Genomic DNA, 15,630 nt, shown 5'->3' on the forward strand with positions numbered 1-15,630 from the left:
CTAGTGATCTATCGCGGCATCACCGGACCTTTACTCAGTCCCGTCTTGAGCTGCTTTTTGGCCTGCTCAGCCCATTCGTCGATATCGGCTTCTGATTGCAACGTGGGACGGGACAAGTTAATGAACTGGACCTTCGGTTCGCAAAGCTGAGCAGCCTCTTCAAGCACCTGATTGAACCGACCGGGCATCGCGGCCACACGATCGGCCAGAGTCGTCAACGCCGTCCGATTCAGGGTGGCCAGCACATCACTCGTGATCTGCACCTTGATGTCCGGCGCATCAGCGTTGGTTAGCCGCTGGGCAGCGAGCAGGCTATTGCGCTGTTCCGGCTCCAGAGCTTGCCAGTTGGCATCCACCTTCAGTCGGCCCATGCCGGCCTCATGCTCGGCCTTGTAGCCGGCATCGAGCCTGTTCAGTTCCTCACGCAGCGCCTGAGCCAGGTTGTTAGCCAATTCGGTACAGGGCTCCGGCTCAGCCAGAAGCTTGCGATGTTCCTCGATGCTCTCGACCTGCCTGCGCAGCGCCTCGGTGTTCGCCAGCGCCTGGGCATGCTGAACGAGCTGCTTCACGGTTCGCCACTGCGGCAAGCGCTCTTTGAGTTTCTCGCGAACAACCTGCCACTGTTCGATGTTCTCGCTGATCGTCTCGCGCTGATTGTAAAGCGCGAGTAACTGTTCGTTGCCGGCGCATTGGCGCAGCTCATCGATGAAAGTGGTATCCGGCGGCTCCGGCTGCGGGGCGTCGCCGCCAGCAGCCTCAGCCAGCTCGCGTAAGGCGTCGAGGAATTGAGGAGCGAAACGCAGTTCTTCGTTCGACGTCGCCTGGATGCCGAGCTTCTGCATGACCTTGCGGATCTGGATGCGCTGGGCAGCGGTGATGGTCGCCGACTCGACGCGAAAGTGTGTCTTGCCAATGGCTCGACGATCCAAGCTTCCCGGTTCGACGGGGTTGCCGCGCTCGTCCTGGGCGCGGACGTGGCCAGAGACCATCAGGACATGCAGCGCCCCATCCACCGCGTCGCCGGACCAACCGTAGGGTGGCCCTTCGAAGCGGTCACGAATCTCGGCACCACTCTTGCCGCCAGCGATGAAGCCCAGAACGGCCTTGCAGACGGGATTGTTGCCGGGCTCGCCTTCGTCCCCAACGGCCTTCAGCGCATCCGGCGCGCCCTGCTTGGCCTTCTCCAGCACCTTGCCCCAGCCCGTGTGATCGGCCGCATCGAACTGGGGATAGAGACGGGTCTGCGCGGCCTCGGCCGCCTCCTGCATCATGTCGAGCAGATCGTTGCCACTGACCTCATTACCGCCACCCTGGAACACCCGAGCGTCAGCAAAGCACTCCTGGAGCAGGCCATCTATGCGGCCTTCGGCGCGCCGCATTGTGGTTTCCATGGCTTCACGCGCCTCGCTACCGTCTGGAGTACCGGGGGAGCCACGTTCGTCTAGGGTGTATTTGGCCGCCTTGTACTCCATGAGTTGCTCACGAAGCTCGTCACCGTGGCGCTTCGGCAAAAAGACAAAAACCGTGGGCGACTCACTGCCAGCCTGACGGGCATCGACACGCACGGAGTTTTCATCCGATGACCAGCCTTCGCGCAGCCAGAGGTAAATGCGGCTACCCGCGTCTTTAGGTAGCTCCGCGTCGAAACACGTCGCCGTATCACGGCTGACACGGGACTTGCCCTGTTGTAGCGTCAGGCGCCGCGCTATGTCACCGAACAACTTGCGGATTCGGCTATCGCGCTCATCCTCGACCACATGTTGCTGGTTCGCGATGTTGGCTTGATGGTTGCGAAAAGCGTCGTTCCACGCGGTGCTTTCCTCCGTCTGGATGCGATACTCGTCGCCCACCTTCATGAGGAGGTGGCAATCCTCCAGCAGGTCCGGCAGCTTGCTGCGCAGGCTGGCAGAGCCGGTGGGGAGATCCTCGACCAGCAAATCTGCGAGGGTATCAACGGTTGGCTCAATCCCTATATTCGGCTGGCCGCTTACAGCTTTGTTAATCAAGAAAATCAGTGCGCAGGCACGTGCGAGCAGTTGTTGGTCCTCGCTGCCACGCGACCAGGTCTGGATGGCCTCGTAGAGGTTTTTCGGCAGCACCCTGGCCTGCAACAGCTTTTCGGCGCCGTCGAAATAAATGTAATCGGCGCGCACGACGTGGCCCAACCCTTCGTCGAGATTACTCTGGATCGCCTTGTGGACCATTGAGAGCTGGTTACGGAGCTGGCTGTCGGTGCCGGTTTGATCCAGTACACGCAGCGCCGTCTCCCAGAAGCGCCTCCGAACTGGCAGTATCGGATAGTCCTGCACGAAATAGGCGCGATCATCTTGCCGGTGCGCGAGGCTACTACCACTAAGGTGACGAGAAATCTCACCCAGGTTGGTTGTCATGACTTGGTCGATAGCGTCCGTTGCTTCCGGTTTCTTGGCGAGGATGACCTTGCGAATAACGGTATCCACATCGGCATCGGAGAGTTGCACTCGCACGGTAAACCGTCCCTGCAGCCGCGCAAGATTCGCCGTGCCGGTAATGGCCGTCTGCCCTGTGCCCACAAAGAGCAACTTCGCGCCGAGGTACTTGCAGCAGGCTTCGATCACTTCCTGCACGTCTTGGGAGCGCTGCGCGTCAGGGCCAATGTATTGCTGAACTTCATCGAGGACGACAAGCGTGAGCGGGAGCTTTTCATCCCGCATCAGCGCTTGCTTGATGGCATCCAGCATCTCGTCGTTAGAGACGTCCTTCACGTTGGGGAACATGTTGTTGAGCGTTTCTACGCAGGCGCTCTGCGAGGCAAATCGCTTGGGCATTAGCTCCGTTAGCGCCTCAGCAAGACCGTCTGCAACATAGAAGTTGTCCAGCTCCTCCCGCCAGTCGTACCCCTTTCCCTTTACCCCCTCTCGAACCGATTCGAGAACGCCCTCTTCACGCAGCCACATGACAAACCGCGCCAGCGGGTACTGCTGCGGTAGCCCGGCCGACTTGAAAATGATGCGAAGAAGCGCCAAGCGCACGCTACCGCTGGCGCCCGCCCCTAGAGTTCCGGACGCAGCATGTAGGCCGCCTTGCCGCTTCCCCTGGCTGTTCAGCTCAGCGAGATGCTCCTGCACTGATGATGGCAGGTGCGCAATGCCACGAGGCGTAGCACCGTCAGAGAAGGGCTTATCAAGCCACAGTGCACGGAGCATCTTGGCGAGGTGGGATTTACCGGAGCCATAGAACCCGCTGATCCAGACTGCCGGCTGCTCCTCTTTCCCCAGATTCTTCAGGTAGGTATCCAAGATGTGGGCGACACCGCGCTCATACTCACCGTCGCAGACGAAGGTCTCCAACTCATAGCGCAGGACATCCAAAGCTGGGGTCGAGGTGTCGTCGTTGACATTGGCAACCCCGTTGTTCGCCAGATTCCGAGTTGCCGGATCCTTCTGGTAGACGTCGCGATTCCTCATTGCCGTACTTGAACTCATCTAGATCTCTTTATCTGCGGTGATGGGGACAGCGAGGTAGTTCCAGCCATCGTACCCATCAAGGAGGCGATAGTTGTTGTTCTCGAAGCTCCCGGGGAAAAACACAAGAAGGCGCCCGCACACCTGCGGCGCAAACTGGTCCACGACGTTGCGCACCTTGAGTAGACCGAACAGCGAACCGACACCCGAAACTGCCACGACACTATCGGCATCCGGACATTCGACCTCGATGAACTCATCGAATCTCTTGGTCAGATGGTCCTGGTATTTGGGCAACAGATTGTCGATTAACTCGGGCGCTTGAAAGTACTTCCTCGCGTAACGCTCACCGGCCAGCCACTCCGCAAACGTATCGCTCAGATCGAAACGGAACCATGAATGGCCGGCCCGTGTCGTTTCCAGCTCGAACTCGTCAATTCGCGCACGCAGGGCGCGCTCATGTTGTTCGTTATAGACGCAGAAAATAACGCGCTGCGCCGGCGCGGCGTCCGTGCGCCAGGGAATCACGATATGCTTGGAATAGTTGCGCAGGAGCTGCTTAATTTTGCTCATGAATACGCTCCAAATCCGCGCGACTGACGATATCCGGGAAGGCGACCTCCATCACATCGCCAACCCGATTGAAACGCATCAGACCGCGACGGCTAGCGGCCTCGGCCATAGCCATGGCTTCTTCACGGCTGCAGTCCAGGGATTTCGTATAGACAGTCTCGAACAAGGCCGGCCCTCGTGCACCAGAGGCGTAGCTAATCAGGAGAGCGTAAGCTGCCGTCGTTGGAGTTGCCTTTGCCCGGGTACGGTGCTTCCTGCTGCGGCCCTTCAAATGCCCTGACTGGGTGAAAGTGCTGTTGATGTTCTGTGCCAGCGATTTGCGTGTCGCGTCGCTCAAGCGCTCCGGCGCAAGCTGCTCGATCTGCTCTTCGATGGCCATCCGGCTCACCTCCGTCCCCACCTCTAACCGGAAGATGCGATCCGCAAGTCTGGCGAGCCAACCATCACGCGCCAGCGCGGCACACAGCGCCAGCATCGGACCGGATTCAGGATCACGCTGCCAAAAGTGCAGCAGCGACACGAACACAAGTTGCGTGTCCTCGAGGCCGTACAGGTCAACCAGATGACGGAAAGTCAGGCTGCGCGACTTCGCCGAGCGCTTAGCTAGGCAGTTGTGATCGATAACAGCGAGACGGTAAGCTTCACGCGGCTTTGGAGTAGAACCGCAGTACCGCACAAGAGCATAGAGCTCCGTGAACATCATCGTCCGCGCAGCATGGGTCCCCCCCAATCGATCTTTGATCCCTATGCTGTCGAGTATTGCGTTTCCGACTCGAGTACGCGGATCAATTGGCTGCGCAACAGTCATACATGCTCTCTCAACTGTTGTTAGTGCCTACAAGAAGATGGTTCCTGCCGCAGCCCGCAGTCGATGACGCCGTCAACGAAGATGAACTAGCTGCCGGGATGGCGCCGGCTTTGAGCGTCCTGCTCGTAGCTCTTCGCTCGAGCAACCGCTCCAACCGACTGCCGTGCGCATGAATGTCACCGACGATGTCGTACATGACCGACTCCTTGGTCATTTGGTTTTTGCCTAGCGTAGCGTGATTGACGTCGGCCGTCATTTCGGCAAAACAACAGCACCATGGCTATGTGGGGGAGTGAATCCACCAGCCCATGGACACGGGAACGCCAGAGACTGTGCCAATAGGTACCACGCGGGCTCATATGCGGATCTTTTTCCACCAGCTACCCCCATCCCTTCGGCTCTGCGGCCTCCATGATCGAGGTGTTCTCGTCGGAGACGCAGTATATGCGCAGCTCGCTGGCGGCTTTCAGCCAGTCGGCCGTCAGTCCGTCATCCACCCAGGCCTGGAGTCGTTGGCGTGTTTCGGAGTCCAGGTCATAGACCGTGATGCTCCAATAGGTGACTGCGGAATACTCCTGATCTGGCCCCCCGGTTCCACGGCATGCGGGACCCGTATTCCAAACGATGAGGGACCCCGATTCCACGTGATGAGGGACCCGAATGTGGCTGCTGGGGGATACTCCGGCTCTTTCCCCGACCAGAGAGGAGAGAGCCACGATGCCGACCAGGAGACCACCGATGCGGCGTGTCCGCGAGATACTGCGCCTGCACCACGAGCATGGACTTGGCTGCAAGCGCATCGCCAGAAGCTGTAATGTTGGCAAGAACACCGTCCTGCGTTGTCTCCAGCGCGCCCGCGCGGCAGGTCTTGGCTGGCCGCTGCCTGAGAATCTGGACGACGCACAGCTCGAGGCGATGCTCCACGCGAAACCCAAGCCCACGCCAAGGGCGAGGCGCCCCGTGCCGAACTGGTCAGCGGTTGAGCGTGAGCTCCAGCACCGCGGCATGACCCGACGGCAGGTCTGGCTCGAGTACCGGGAGGTTCATCCCGACGGGTACAACTACTCGTGGTTCTGCGAGCAACTGCGAGGGCAACGCGGTGGGCTTGAGCCCTGCATGCGCCAGATGGGTTCTACCCCATAGCTGCGGACACATCTGAAAAGCTTCATCATGGGAAGCAGGAGGTGTCCGATTGGACAGAACGGACGACAGCACAACTTAGGATGTCACCGATGGTGTCTGACAGCATCGACCCCTTGTGTATTACGCTCCGGGGACATTGAAATCTCGCCACCGCGTCGGTGCGGAATACGCCATGTAGAGCAGATGCAGGGGCTGACCGAGGCGCGTCAGGCCAAGCATCCGAGCAGCACACTAATGCCGGCTCAATATCTCCCGCACCCTGTCCCCGCGGTCATTGAGCTGACCATAATTGCCCCGGGCACAAAGCAACCCATCGGCTGTCGAGGGGTTGAGGAGGATACATAACAAAACTTGACCATCCGGTGCCCAGCGACGCAACAGGTGGTAGCGGTAGGCCCCGCAGGCGCTCAGTTGCGCGTCTCTTTTCATACGCTAACCGGTGACAACAACGACCCGGATGGATCACTGCAACGCCGGACTACGCCGCGCAAGACAAACCGTCCGATCGGCACCATAATCAACCAACTCCACCCGCAGATCCTCAAACGCCGAAACCACCTGTACCCGCGTGGGTGACAGGGAGACACACCCGGTTCGCACCCGCCAGCGCTCGTCCGCAAGGTGATCCACCAGCTTGATCCGCAGGTCCGCCATTTTCGAGACCACGACCACCCGCTCGGACAGTTCGCCGCTCGCGCCCGATGCAACGAGGCACAGGGTCAGCACGGCCGCTCTCACAATGGTGGCCATGGAGGCCCGACCGCTGCGGTGCTTGTCGTCTGGCTCGCCTGTCACTCAGTCCTCCCCGGGGCGCCGCATAAACTCCGGCCCAGCCGCTGACCGCATCATGGCATCCGCAAGCTCCCGCCGCTCCTTCAGCTCTTTCAGGGCGGCGGCCTCTTCCGCGGCAAAGTTCGCTTCCATTGCGTCGAGATTGGCCTGGACCAGCTCCTCAAAGGGCGTCTGACTAAGATAGGCATTGACCTCGTCGGCCGAGTATCCGAGTGCGAAGAGTCGATCGGAGGCAACGATGTAGTGAAGCGGGTTGTCTTTGCCCTGTCGCGCATTACCGCTCATGAAGCCCTCCGGTCGTTGCCCTCACTATTGGACGCTGTCTGGCGGCCGTCCCTGGCCGAATCCGGTATCTCCCATCGGCGCAATCCATGCCTGATACACCGTACTGGTGAGGGCCGTCAGTTTGTGTCGGAGGAAGTCTGCTGGCGGGGAAGATTTGGATACAGGCAAGCCGCACGAATCTGTCCAGATTGGCGGACAAAAGATACGGGATGATCGATCATCGATGTCGATATTTTCTTCTACAGCTGCTGGTGTCCAAGAGGGGAGCCGGACGATGAAAGACCAGTATTTCGGCGACATCAACGACTACCGAAAGTACGGACTGCTAAGAGCGATCACCGCCAGTAGCGGGCTCCGGCTGCTTGTCGTCTGGATGCTGACCCCTGACGAGGGTTCTACCCCCCCACCGCGCACGGTTTCGTTAACCGCCGTTTTTGATCCATCGGTTGCTCAACCCGCCGCCGCATTCTCGGGTTGTGGAATCGCTCAATATAATCAAAGACATCACTTCGCGCCTCGGCCTGCGTTAAATAGCGCCGGCGGCGAACCCGGTCACGCTTGAGGAGACCGAGGAACCCTTCTGCCGCGGCGTTATCGCCACAGTGGCCAACCGCGCTCATGCGGCAGATAACGTTGTGATCGCGCAGAAAAGCCAGGGATTCACCACTGGTGAACTGCGTCCCGCGGTCGGAGTGCGGGATCACCGGGCTGTTGTCTTCTCTCTGCCAGTTCGCCATCAGAACCGCTTTGAGCACCAGATGTCGGTCTTGCCGTGCACTCATCGACCAGCCGAGAACCACGTTGTTGTAGAGGTCAATGACCGCAGCCAAATACAGCCAACTCTCGCCGGTACGGATATAGGTGATATCCGTCACCCACCGCTCGTTGGGCGCTGCCGCGCGGAAGTCCCGTTCGAGATGATTGCTCACCGCCACCGGTCGGCCGCCAGAGCGCTTGCGACGCCATGCGCGACGTTGCGGAATACCCTGCAGCCCCTCGGTGGCCATCAGCCGGGCCACTCGATTGAGGCTGAGAGACTCCCCCTCATAGAAGAGCTCCTCATGCATACGAGGGGCTCCAAGAACACCTTGATGGTCTTCGTGAAGCTCCCGCATGCGCCGGCGCAGCCGTTGGTTCTCAGCAGAACGCTGGCTTACCAGTCGTGCAAGCCAAGCATAGAACCCGCTTGGCGAGACTTTCAGACAGCGGCACATCAGTCGGACAGAATATTCACCGCGACAGCGCTGGATCACCTGGTACCGCCGGGTGACTCCCTGGCGAAGAACGCTGCCGCATCGCGCAAAAAATCCCGTTCCTTTTTCACCCGTGCAAGCTCTCGCCTCAGCCGGGCGACCTCTTCGTCTCGTGGTTGGCCCTTGCCGGGGAAAGAGTCCTCGCCAGCGGTGTGGGAAGCCCGGCACCAACGCTCGAGGACCGAGCGATGAATACCAAGATCATGCGCAACGTCTTTGATCGTCACATCAGACCGACTCGCGAGCTCGACCGCTTCCTCTTTGAACTCTCGACTGAACCGTCGTCTCTTCTGTCCCATCGGACACCCCCTGCTTCCCATGATGAAGCTTTTCAGATGTGTCCGCAGCTATGGGGTAGAACCCGGATATCGCCTCGAAGCTCGGGTGCAGTACCAGCACGGTGCAGCGGGTGAAGAAGGAGCGTCAGGCGGCGTAGGGGTAGTCAGCGTCAAGCTTCATGCCTTTAGCGCGGATCCGCGACATATTCTCGCTTCGGCGCTTCCGGTCGAGCTTATCGGCCACTCCTGTACCCGCTATCGCAGGTGAATTAGCCCAATCAGATAATCAGATCCAGTGGCAGGTCGCCAATATCCCTTAGTCGCTTGCCATGGATCATTGTTTGAAGCAGCTCGTGGGCATCCATCATGTTTAGCTCTTTAACCGTATCCACCAACTCCGGCAATGCGAAGTGATACACGCAATCAATGTCGCCGGTGCCTAGGGCAATCGAGGCGATGCGGTTCGGCGTGGGCTCACCGGTCAATACGACCACATGTGGCAGTTTTCCCTTTCGGTTCCTGACAAGATTCAGGCCCTCTGACCGGGCGTTCTGTGCTCGATCGCTTCTCATGGTCCATTTGCATGAGACGCTTGCATGCAGTATCGGCCGCTCGCTATTGGTCTTCCGAATAGGTGTATGGCGCGCCGTCGTAAGGTCAACCAAATTATCTTCGGAGTTGATGGTGTCGTCGTCCTCCGGAAAGCGCACAACAACTACGTCGGGCTTAATGAGGTAGTCACTGCCTAGCGCTGCTGCGAGCTCGGGATTGGACTTTGACGCGTGATCAAGCGCAGCGAGGTGCTCATACTGATCAAACTGTGCAATGGCGGATCTGCCGCCAACGCCTTTGCTGATGTTCCATTTGCCGGGCCGCAGGTGGTTGAGTGCTGGGAATGTTTCTTCAAGATATTCTTTGCAAATTTCTTCAAACTTGCTGCCCGCCATCTGGCCTGAGAGGCGTGCTCCCACGGCCTCTGCGCCGAGCTTCTTCATAATTCCGGCAGCAATTCTTTTGCTGGCCGCACTGTCCTTGTCGGCGTTACTGGGCACACCTTTGTCATCGGTCCGCAAAACCGAACTCAACAGAGCAGCATGGAAGCCACGCCTCGCCTCAGATAGAAACGTTTCTTTAGTCATAACGCGGCCTGTTTGAGCTCAGCGGCGTCAGCCGCAATAAGGCATTCGTAAATCTTTTCAGCTACCGCTTGAGCGACTGGTGGCGGAAAAGCATTTCCAACTTGTCGGTAGGAGGCAGTCTTGCGTCCTACAAATTTCCAATCGTCGGGGAAACCCTGAAGCCGTGAGACCATTTTGACGGTAAGCCGAGGTATCCCAACAAAGTCCTTCTCTGGGGCGTCATTGGCGATACCCATGCCGTCAACGCCCAAGACGGCCCATGCTCGCTTCGCGCGGGTCGGACCAAGGTCAGGACCGCCGTGCTTCAAGGAACCGCCAACGATAGTTGGAGCGATATTATCAGCTCTTTCTTTCCACGATTTAGCGCCCTTCCACCCATTGGCGACCATGAGATCGTACAGAGTCTGGCCTACGGTGGGTGGTTTCCGACCTGTGCCTAGTGGCCACGCCACTTCATTGGCCACATCTTTCCTAAGGGCTACGATAACTACGCGAGGGCGGAGCTGCGGAACCCCGAAGTCAGACGCGTTCAGGAGATGCCACTCGGCGTGGTACCCCATCGTTTCCATCCGCGCCTTCAACTGCTGACGGAAATCCTCAAAGACAGCTCCCAAGAAGCCGCGCACGTTCTCGAGCATCACGGCGCGTGGCCTAGTGATCTCAATAAGATCAAGGGCCGCGGGGAATAGGTTCCGCTCATCACGGTCCCCTAGCTGTTTGCCTGCAATTGAAAATGGTGGGCAGGGGAGACCGCCGGCGAGAAGGTCAATGCCCTCGAACTCGGATGCGTCTTCCGCCACAAAGTCGCGTATGTCTTTCTCGAAGACACGCCATTCAGGGCGGTTGAACCGGAGCGTGGAGCAGCAATGCCGGTCTATCTCTACGACAGCCTCATGCTGGAAACCAGCTTTTTCTAGGCCTAATGCCTGGCCCCCAGCACCCGCACACACTTCCAGCGAGCGGAAACCCTTGTTATTCATGTCCGATCCTCTTTTGCTCACAGTATCGACAATACAATCGCCGCCCAGAATCGCTAGTCTTCATCCTCGAAGAGAGAGAGGGTGGTCGGCAGCTCTCATCGCGGGCGATAAGTTCCTTCATGAACTCTCGACTGAACCGTCATCTCTTCTGTCCCATCGGACACCTCCTGCTTCCCATGATGAAGCTTTTCAGATGTGTCCGTAGCTATGGGGTAGAACCCGTTCTCGTCCTCGAGCTCCTTGAGCCGCTTCATCATCGAGGTGTCCATGCCGCCAAACCTAGAGCGCCACTTATAGAACGTCGCACTGCTGATGCCGTGCTCGCGGCAGAGGTCCGGGACCTTGACCCCGGCTTCAGCCTGCTTGAGCACCGCCATGATCTGGCTGTCGGTGAATCGTGATTTACGCATGTGGAATCTCCTGTCCTTACTAGGGTACAAAATTCCACTTATCACCTCGATCATTTTTCGGGGGGATTACCCAGGGCTCTACCCCATTGCTGCGTGCACAACTGGAGCGCTTCATCATGAGAAACTGAAGGTGTCCGATTGGACAGAACGGACGACAGCACAACTTAGGATGTCACCGATGGTGTCTGACAGCATCGACCCCCTGTTTATTACGGTCCGGGGAAGTTGAAATCCCACCGTGGCGCCGGTGCGGAATACGCCATGTAGAGGGGATGCCGGGGTTGACCGAGGCGCGTCATGCCAAGGATCCGAGCAGCACACTGATGCCGGCTCAACATCTCCGCACCCTGTCCCGGCGGTTATTCAGCTGACCATGATTGCGCCCAAGCACAACCAAATCCAGCGGCTGTCGAAGGGTTGAGGAGAACCCATAACAAAACTTGACCAATCGGTGCCTAGCGACACACCCGGTTCGCACCCGCCAGCGCTCGTCCGCAAGGTGATCCACCAGCTTGATCCGCAGGTCCGCTATTTTCGAGACCACGACCACCCGCTCGGACAACCCGCCGCTCCCTCAAATCTTTCAAGGCGGCCATCCTTGGCCGGATCCGGTATCTCCCACCGGCGCAGTCCATGCATGCCGCAGTGTATGGGCAGGACCGTCAGATTGTGTCGGAGGCAGGTTAGCAGGCGCCCGAGAACGGCGGACAGGCCGGGAATCCACTCCACCCACCCCACGGTAGACTCGCACCCGCGAACCGCCGAAACTGGCCCCGGGCGGGACAAGCCCCAAAAAACGAGGAGAGGGATCATGACGGGACAGCAGGATGTAGTGATCGTCGGTGGAGCACGGACCGCCATCGGTGTGTTCGGCGGTGGCCTCAAGGATGTGCCGCCGACACAGCTCGCCGCCACGGCGTTGCGGGAGTCGGTCAAGCGCGCGGGGGTCGCCCCCGATCAGGTGAGTCAGGTGGTGTTCGGCAATGTCATCCACACCGAACCCCGGGACATGTACTTGAGCCGCGTGGCCGCCCTGGAGGGTGGGCTGCCCGACAGTGCCTGCGCGCTGACGTTGAACCGGCTCTGTGGCAGTGGCCTGCAGGCGATTGTCACCGCGGCGTCCTACATCCGCCTGGGTGAGGCCGAGGCGGTGGTCGGGGGTGGCGCGGAGTGCATGTCGCGGGCACCCTACTGGTTGCCAACGGCGCGCTGGGGACAGCGGATGGGCGACGGCGGCATGGTGGACGCCATGGTGGGGGCGCTGACCGATCCCTTCGATCACTGCCACATGGGCATCACCGCCGAGAATGTCGCCGAGAAGTGGGGCATTTCCAGGGACGAGCAGGATGCGCTGGCCCTGCAGTCCCATCAGCGCGCGTCGGCGGCCATTGAGGCCGGTCACTTTGCCGAACAGATCGTCCCGGTCTCCATCAAGACCCGCAAGGGCGAGGTGGTGTTTGATACCGACGAGGGGCCGCGGGCCGATATTAGCGCCGAGCGGCTCGGCAGCATGCGCCCGGTGTTCAAGCGCGAGGGTGGCACGGTCACCGCGGGCAATGCCTCGTCCATTAACGATGGCGCCGCGGCGGTCACGATGATGTCCGCCGCGGCGGCCGAGCGGGCCGGGGTCAGGCCGCTGGCGCGTCTGGTGGGTGCATCGCTGGCGGCGGTGGACCCCAAGTACATGGGCATTGGCCCGGTGCCGGCGATTCAGCAGTTGATGGAGCAGACCGGCGTCAATGCCGACGACGTCGACGTCTGGGAGATCAATGAAGCCTTCGCCGCCCAGGCCCTGGCGGTGGTGAAGGATCTCGGGCTTGATCCGGCCCGGGTCAATCCGAATGGCAGCGGGGTCTCCCTCGGTCACCCCATTGGTGCCACCGGCGCCAACTTGACCGTCAAGGCCCTCGCCGAACTGCAGCGCACCAGTGCCCGGTATGCGGTCATCAGCATGTGCATTGGCGGTGGCCAGGGCATTGCGGCGCTGATCGAGCGCGTTTGATCTCAACCCCCGGGCTGCGGCCCGGGGGCAGCTAATTGGGTGTCCGTATGACCTCAAAGCCCATTGCCTTCTCGCGTCTCACGGTTCTATTTGGCAGCTTACTGCTGGCCCTGGTCACGGCCCGGGCCGACGATCCTCCGCAGCCCGGCATGGTGGCCGCGGCCCATCCGCTGGCCACGGAAGCGGGTGTCGAGATGCTGGAGGCCGGCGGCACGGCGATTGATGCCGCCATCGCCATTCAGGCGGTGCTGACGCTGGTGGAGCCCCAGTCCAGCGGCATCGGCGGTGGGGCCTTTCTGCTGCACTACGCCAGCCAGTCAGCCCGCGTCCAGGCCTATGATGGCCGGGAGACGGCCCCCTCGGCGATCGAGCCCGATCACTTTCTCACCGAGTCCGGCACACCCATGAATTTTCTGGACGCGGTCCCCGGCGGTCAGGCGGTGGGCGTCCCGGGCACCCTGCGAATGCTGGACCGGGCCCACCAGGAACACGGCGCCCTGCCCTGGGAGGCGCTTTTTCAGCCAGCCATTCGCCTCGCTGAGCAGGGTTTTGAGGTCACCCCCCGTCTCGCCGACATGCTGCGAATTGATCTGCCACTGGATGCCTTCGAGCCCATGGCGGGGTATTTCTTCCCCGACGGCGAACCCGTCAGCGCCGGGATGACCCTGACCAACCCGGGCCTCGCAGAGACGCTGACTCACATTGCCAATCACGGCGCGGACGCCTTTTATGAGGGCCCCATCGCCGAATCCATCGTCGCGGCGGTTCAGGCCAACGGGGGCAAGCTCACCCAGGACGACATGGCGGGCTACCAGGCCCTCGAGCGGGAGCCGGTCTGCCGATCCATTGCCGACCACTCCATCTGCGGCATGCCCTTGCCCAGCAGCGGTGGCATGACCGTTTTGCAGATTCTCAGCCTGCTGGAGCGGGCCAGTGCCGAGGTCGACGATCCAACCCCCCTGACCCGGGCCCATTTGCTGCTGGAGGCCTCCCGGCTTGGCTTTGCGGACCGGAACGAATATCTCGGCGACGCGGATTTTGTGGAGGTCCCGGTCGACACCCTGCTGAGCAATGACTACCTCACCGAGCGCGCGGCGCTGATCTCACCGACCCAATCCTTGGGCACGGCATCCCCCGGACTGAACGAGCCGGACAGCGCCATGAGCAGAGCCAAGCAAATCAACCACTCCACCAGCCACCTCAGCGTGCTGGACGCCCGGGGCAATGCCGTCTCCATGACCAGCTCCATTGAAATGCCCTTCGGCTCCCGCCTGATGGTGGGGGGCTTTCTGCTCAATAATCAGCTGACGGATTTTCGGTTTGATCCCGAAGCGGCGGACGGCCGCCCTCACCCCAACCGGGTCCAGCCCGGCAAGCGGCCCCTGTCCTCCATGTCGCCGGTGATTGCGCTGGACGCGGACCACCAGCCCCGTCTGATCATTGGCTCGCCCGGGGGCACGCGGATCATCGGCTATGTGGCCCAGCGCATGGCTGATGTCCTGATGGCGGGCGATGATGTCCAGACCGCCATTGAAGCCGGCAGTCTGATCAATCGCAACGATGTCACGGAACTCGAGGCCGACACCCCGGCCGAAACATTGCGCCCGGGCCTGGAAGCGCTGGGCCACGAGGTGGAAATCCGCGCCCTGACCAGTGGCCTGCACGGCATTGAGCGTCTGCCCGATGGGCAGATCCGCGGCGGCGCCGATCTCCGGCGTGAGGGAGTGGTGATTGAGGTAATGCCGCGGGTTTATCAAAAATAGCGTGCCTGCCCTCAATGGACTGAACGCCTACATCCAGGGAGGATACTCAACATGACCCTGACCTATGACGACCTGAAACAGCGCCACCGGGCCCTGCGGGATGGCTTTGAGCCCTCGCTGTCGTTGCGGGTTCACCGGGCGTTGAGCTGGCTGCAACGGGCGGAACAGGAAGCGGACGACCCGGACGCGCAATTCATCTTCCTGTGGATCGCGTTCAATGCGGCCTATGCCAATGAAATCCCCACGGAGATGGTCACCACCCCGGAGCAATCCCGCTTTCTGCAGTACCTGCAGCGCCTGGTCCAGGTGGATCAGGAAAAGCGACTCTACAAGCTGATCTGGGAGCAGTTCCCCGGCTCCGTCCGGTTGCTTCTGGACAATCCCTACGTCTTCAAGCCCTTCTGGCGCTTTCAAAACGGCGAGATCGACGAAACCGAATGGACACGGGCTTTCGAGAGGGCCCGCTCCGCCGCCCGTTACGCCGTCTCGGAAGGGGACTCGTACAAGGTGCTCTCCATTGTCTTTCAGCGCCTGTACGTGCTGCGCAATCAGATCGTCCACGGCGGCTCAACCTGGAATGGCAGCGTCAACCGCGCCCAGGTCACCGACGGTGCCCGCATCATGGGGAGCCTGGTGCCATTAATCATCGATCTGCTCATGGAGCACCCGGATGAAGACTGGGGGATGCCCATTTATCCGGTGGTCTCGGAGCCGGTCTAGCCTGAACGTCGGGTCGGCTGATCTCGATTTCCCGCTGAATC

The 15,630-nt window shown here is 60.5% G+C and carries 12 protein-coding genes and 1 pseudogene; 4 read left to right on the forward strand and 9 right to left on the reverse strand.

Annotated elements, in window-relative coordinates; all coding sequences use genetic code 11:
• Positions 1 to 8 precede the first annotated feature (8 nt).
• Genes brxC through GJ672_RS05645 form a run of 3 tightly spaced genes read right to left on the reverse strand, consistent with a single transcriptional unit; the run spans position 9 to position 4,824 of the window.
• Entirely contained in the window at positions 9 to 3,446 is a 3,438-nt protein-coding gene (gene brxC, locus GJ672_RS05635; RefSeq protein WP_154297058.1) for a BREX system P-loop protein BrxC, read from the reverse strand.
• 18 nt (positions 3,447 to 3,464) lie between these two features.
• Positions 3,465 to 4,016 (reverse strand): BREX protein BrxB domain-containing protein, encoded by a 552-nt coding sequence (locus GJ672_RS05640; protein ID WP_154296281.1) that lies wholly within the window; start codon positions 4,014 to 4,016, stop codon positions 3,465 to 3,467.
• Positions 4,003 to 4,824 carry a hypothetical protein gene (locus tag GJ672_RS05645; RefSeq protein ID WP_154296282.1) on the reverse strand — a complete coding sequence of 274 codons (822 nt, stop codon included), beginning with the start codon at positions 4,822 to 4,824 and terminating at the stop codon, positions 4,003 to 4,005. Before GJ672_RS05645 ends, GJ672_RS05640 begins: the two co-directional genes overlap by 14 nt.
• A 738-nt stretch (positions 4,825 to 5,562) precedes the next feature.
• On the opposite strand from GJ672_RS05645, the gene GJ672_RS05650 reads away from it, so the two are divergent.
• Entirely contained in the window at positions 5,563 to 5,967 is a 405-nt protein-coding gene (locus tag GJ672_RS05650) for a hypothetical protein (protein WP_154296283.1), read from the forward strand.
• A 462-nt stretch (positions 5,968 to 6,429) separates the two neighbouring features.
• Here GJ672_RS05650 and GJ672_RS05660 read toward each other — a convergent pair whose 3' ends face one another.
• From GJ672_RS05660 to GJ672_RS05685, 6 genes and pseudogenes are all read right to left on the reverse strand, one after another.
• On the reverse strand, positions 6,430 to 6,762 hold the full coding sequence (locus GJ672_RS05660; protein ID WP_154296285.1) for a hypothetical protein: 333 nt from the start codon (positions 6,760 to 6,762) through the stop codon (positions 6,430 to 6,432).
• Positions 6,763 to 7,044 (reverse strand): hypothetical protein, encoded by a 282-nt coding sequence (locus GJ672_RS05665; RefSeq protein ID WP_154296286.1) that lies wholly within the window; start codon positions 7,042 to 7,044, stop codon positions 6,763 to 6,765. It abuts the gene before it with no gap.
• Between the two features lie 395 nt (positions 7,045 to 7,439).
• Positions 7,440 to 8,596 (reverse strand): IS3 family transposase gene (locus GJ672_RS05670; RefSeq protein ID WP_154296287.1). Its coding sequence is split into 2 segments (ribosomal slippage): positions 7,440 to 8,353 and positions 8,353 to 8,596, totalling 1,158 coding nucleotides; the frame shifts between segments, so codons are not numbered across the junction.
• Positions 8,597 to 8,853: 257 nt separating this feature from the next.
• Positions 8,854 to 9,714, reverse strand: coding sequence for an NgoMIV family type II restriction endonuclease (locus GJ672_RS05675; protein ID WP_154296288.1), 861 nt, complete (start codon positions 9,712 to 9,714; stop codon positions 8,854 to 8,856).
• Complete coding sequence (locus GJ672_RS05680) at positions 9,711 to 10,694, reverse strand: DNA cytosine methyltransferase (protein WP_154296289.1); 984 nt, start codon at positions 10,692 to 10,694, stop codon at positions 9,711 to 9,713. Before GJ672_RS05680 ends, GJ672_RS05675 begins: the two co-directional genes overlap by 4 nt.
• Before the next feature lie 221 nt (positions 10,695 to 10,915).
• Positions 10,916 to 11,104, reverse strand: a pseudogene (locus tag GJ672_RS05685) (transposase); the annotation flags it as partial.
• Positions 11,105 to 11,915: 811 nt separating this feature from the next.
• Between GJ672_RS05685 and bktB the strand changes: the two are divergent.
• Genes bktB through GJ672_RS05700 form a run of 3 tightly spaced genes read left to right on the forward strand, consistent with a single transcriptional unit; the run spans position 11,916 to position 15,589 of the window.
• Positions 11,916 to 13,106: a beta-ketothiolase BktB gene (gene bktB, locus GJ672_RS05690; RefSeq protein WP_154296290.1), complete on the forward strand. Its 1,191-nt coding sequence runs from the start codon at positions 11,916 to 11,918 to the stop codon at positions 13,104 to 13,106.
• Between the two features lie 47 nt (positions 13,107 to 13,153).
• The gene (gene ggt / locus GJ672_RS05695; protein WP_154296291.1) at positions 13,154 to 14,869 is read left to right on the forward strand and encodes a gamma-glutamyltransferase; all 1,716 of its coding nucleotides are present in this window, start codon (positions 13,154 to 13,156) and stop codon (positions 14,867 to 14,869) included.
• A gap of 51 nt (positions 14,870 to 14,920) precedes the next feature.
• The gene (locus GJ672_RS05700) at positions 14,921 to 15,589 is read left to right on the forward strand and encodes a HEPN domain-containing protein (RefSeq protein ID WP_229381817.1); all 669 of its coding nucleotides are present in this window, start codon (positions 14,921 to 14,923) and stop codon (positions 15,587 to 15,589) included.
• Positions 15,590 to 15,630 lie beyond the last annotated feature (41 nt).

Source organism: Spiribacter sp. 2438, assembly GCF_009676705.1.
Lineage (GTDB): Bacteria > Pseudomonadota > Gammaproteobacteria > Nitrococcales > Nitrococcaceae > Spiribacter.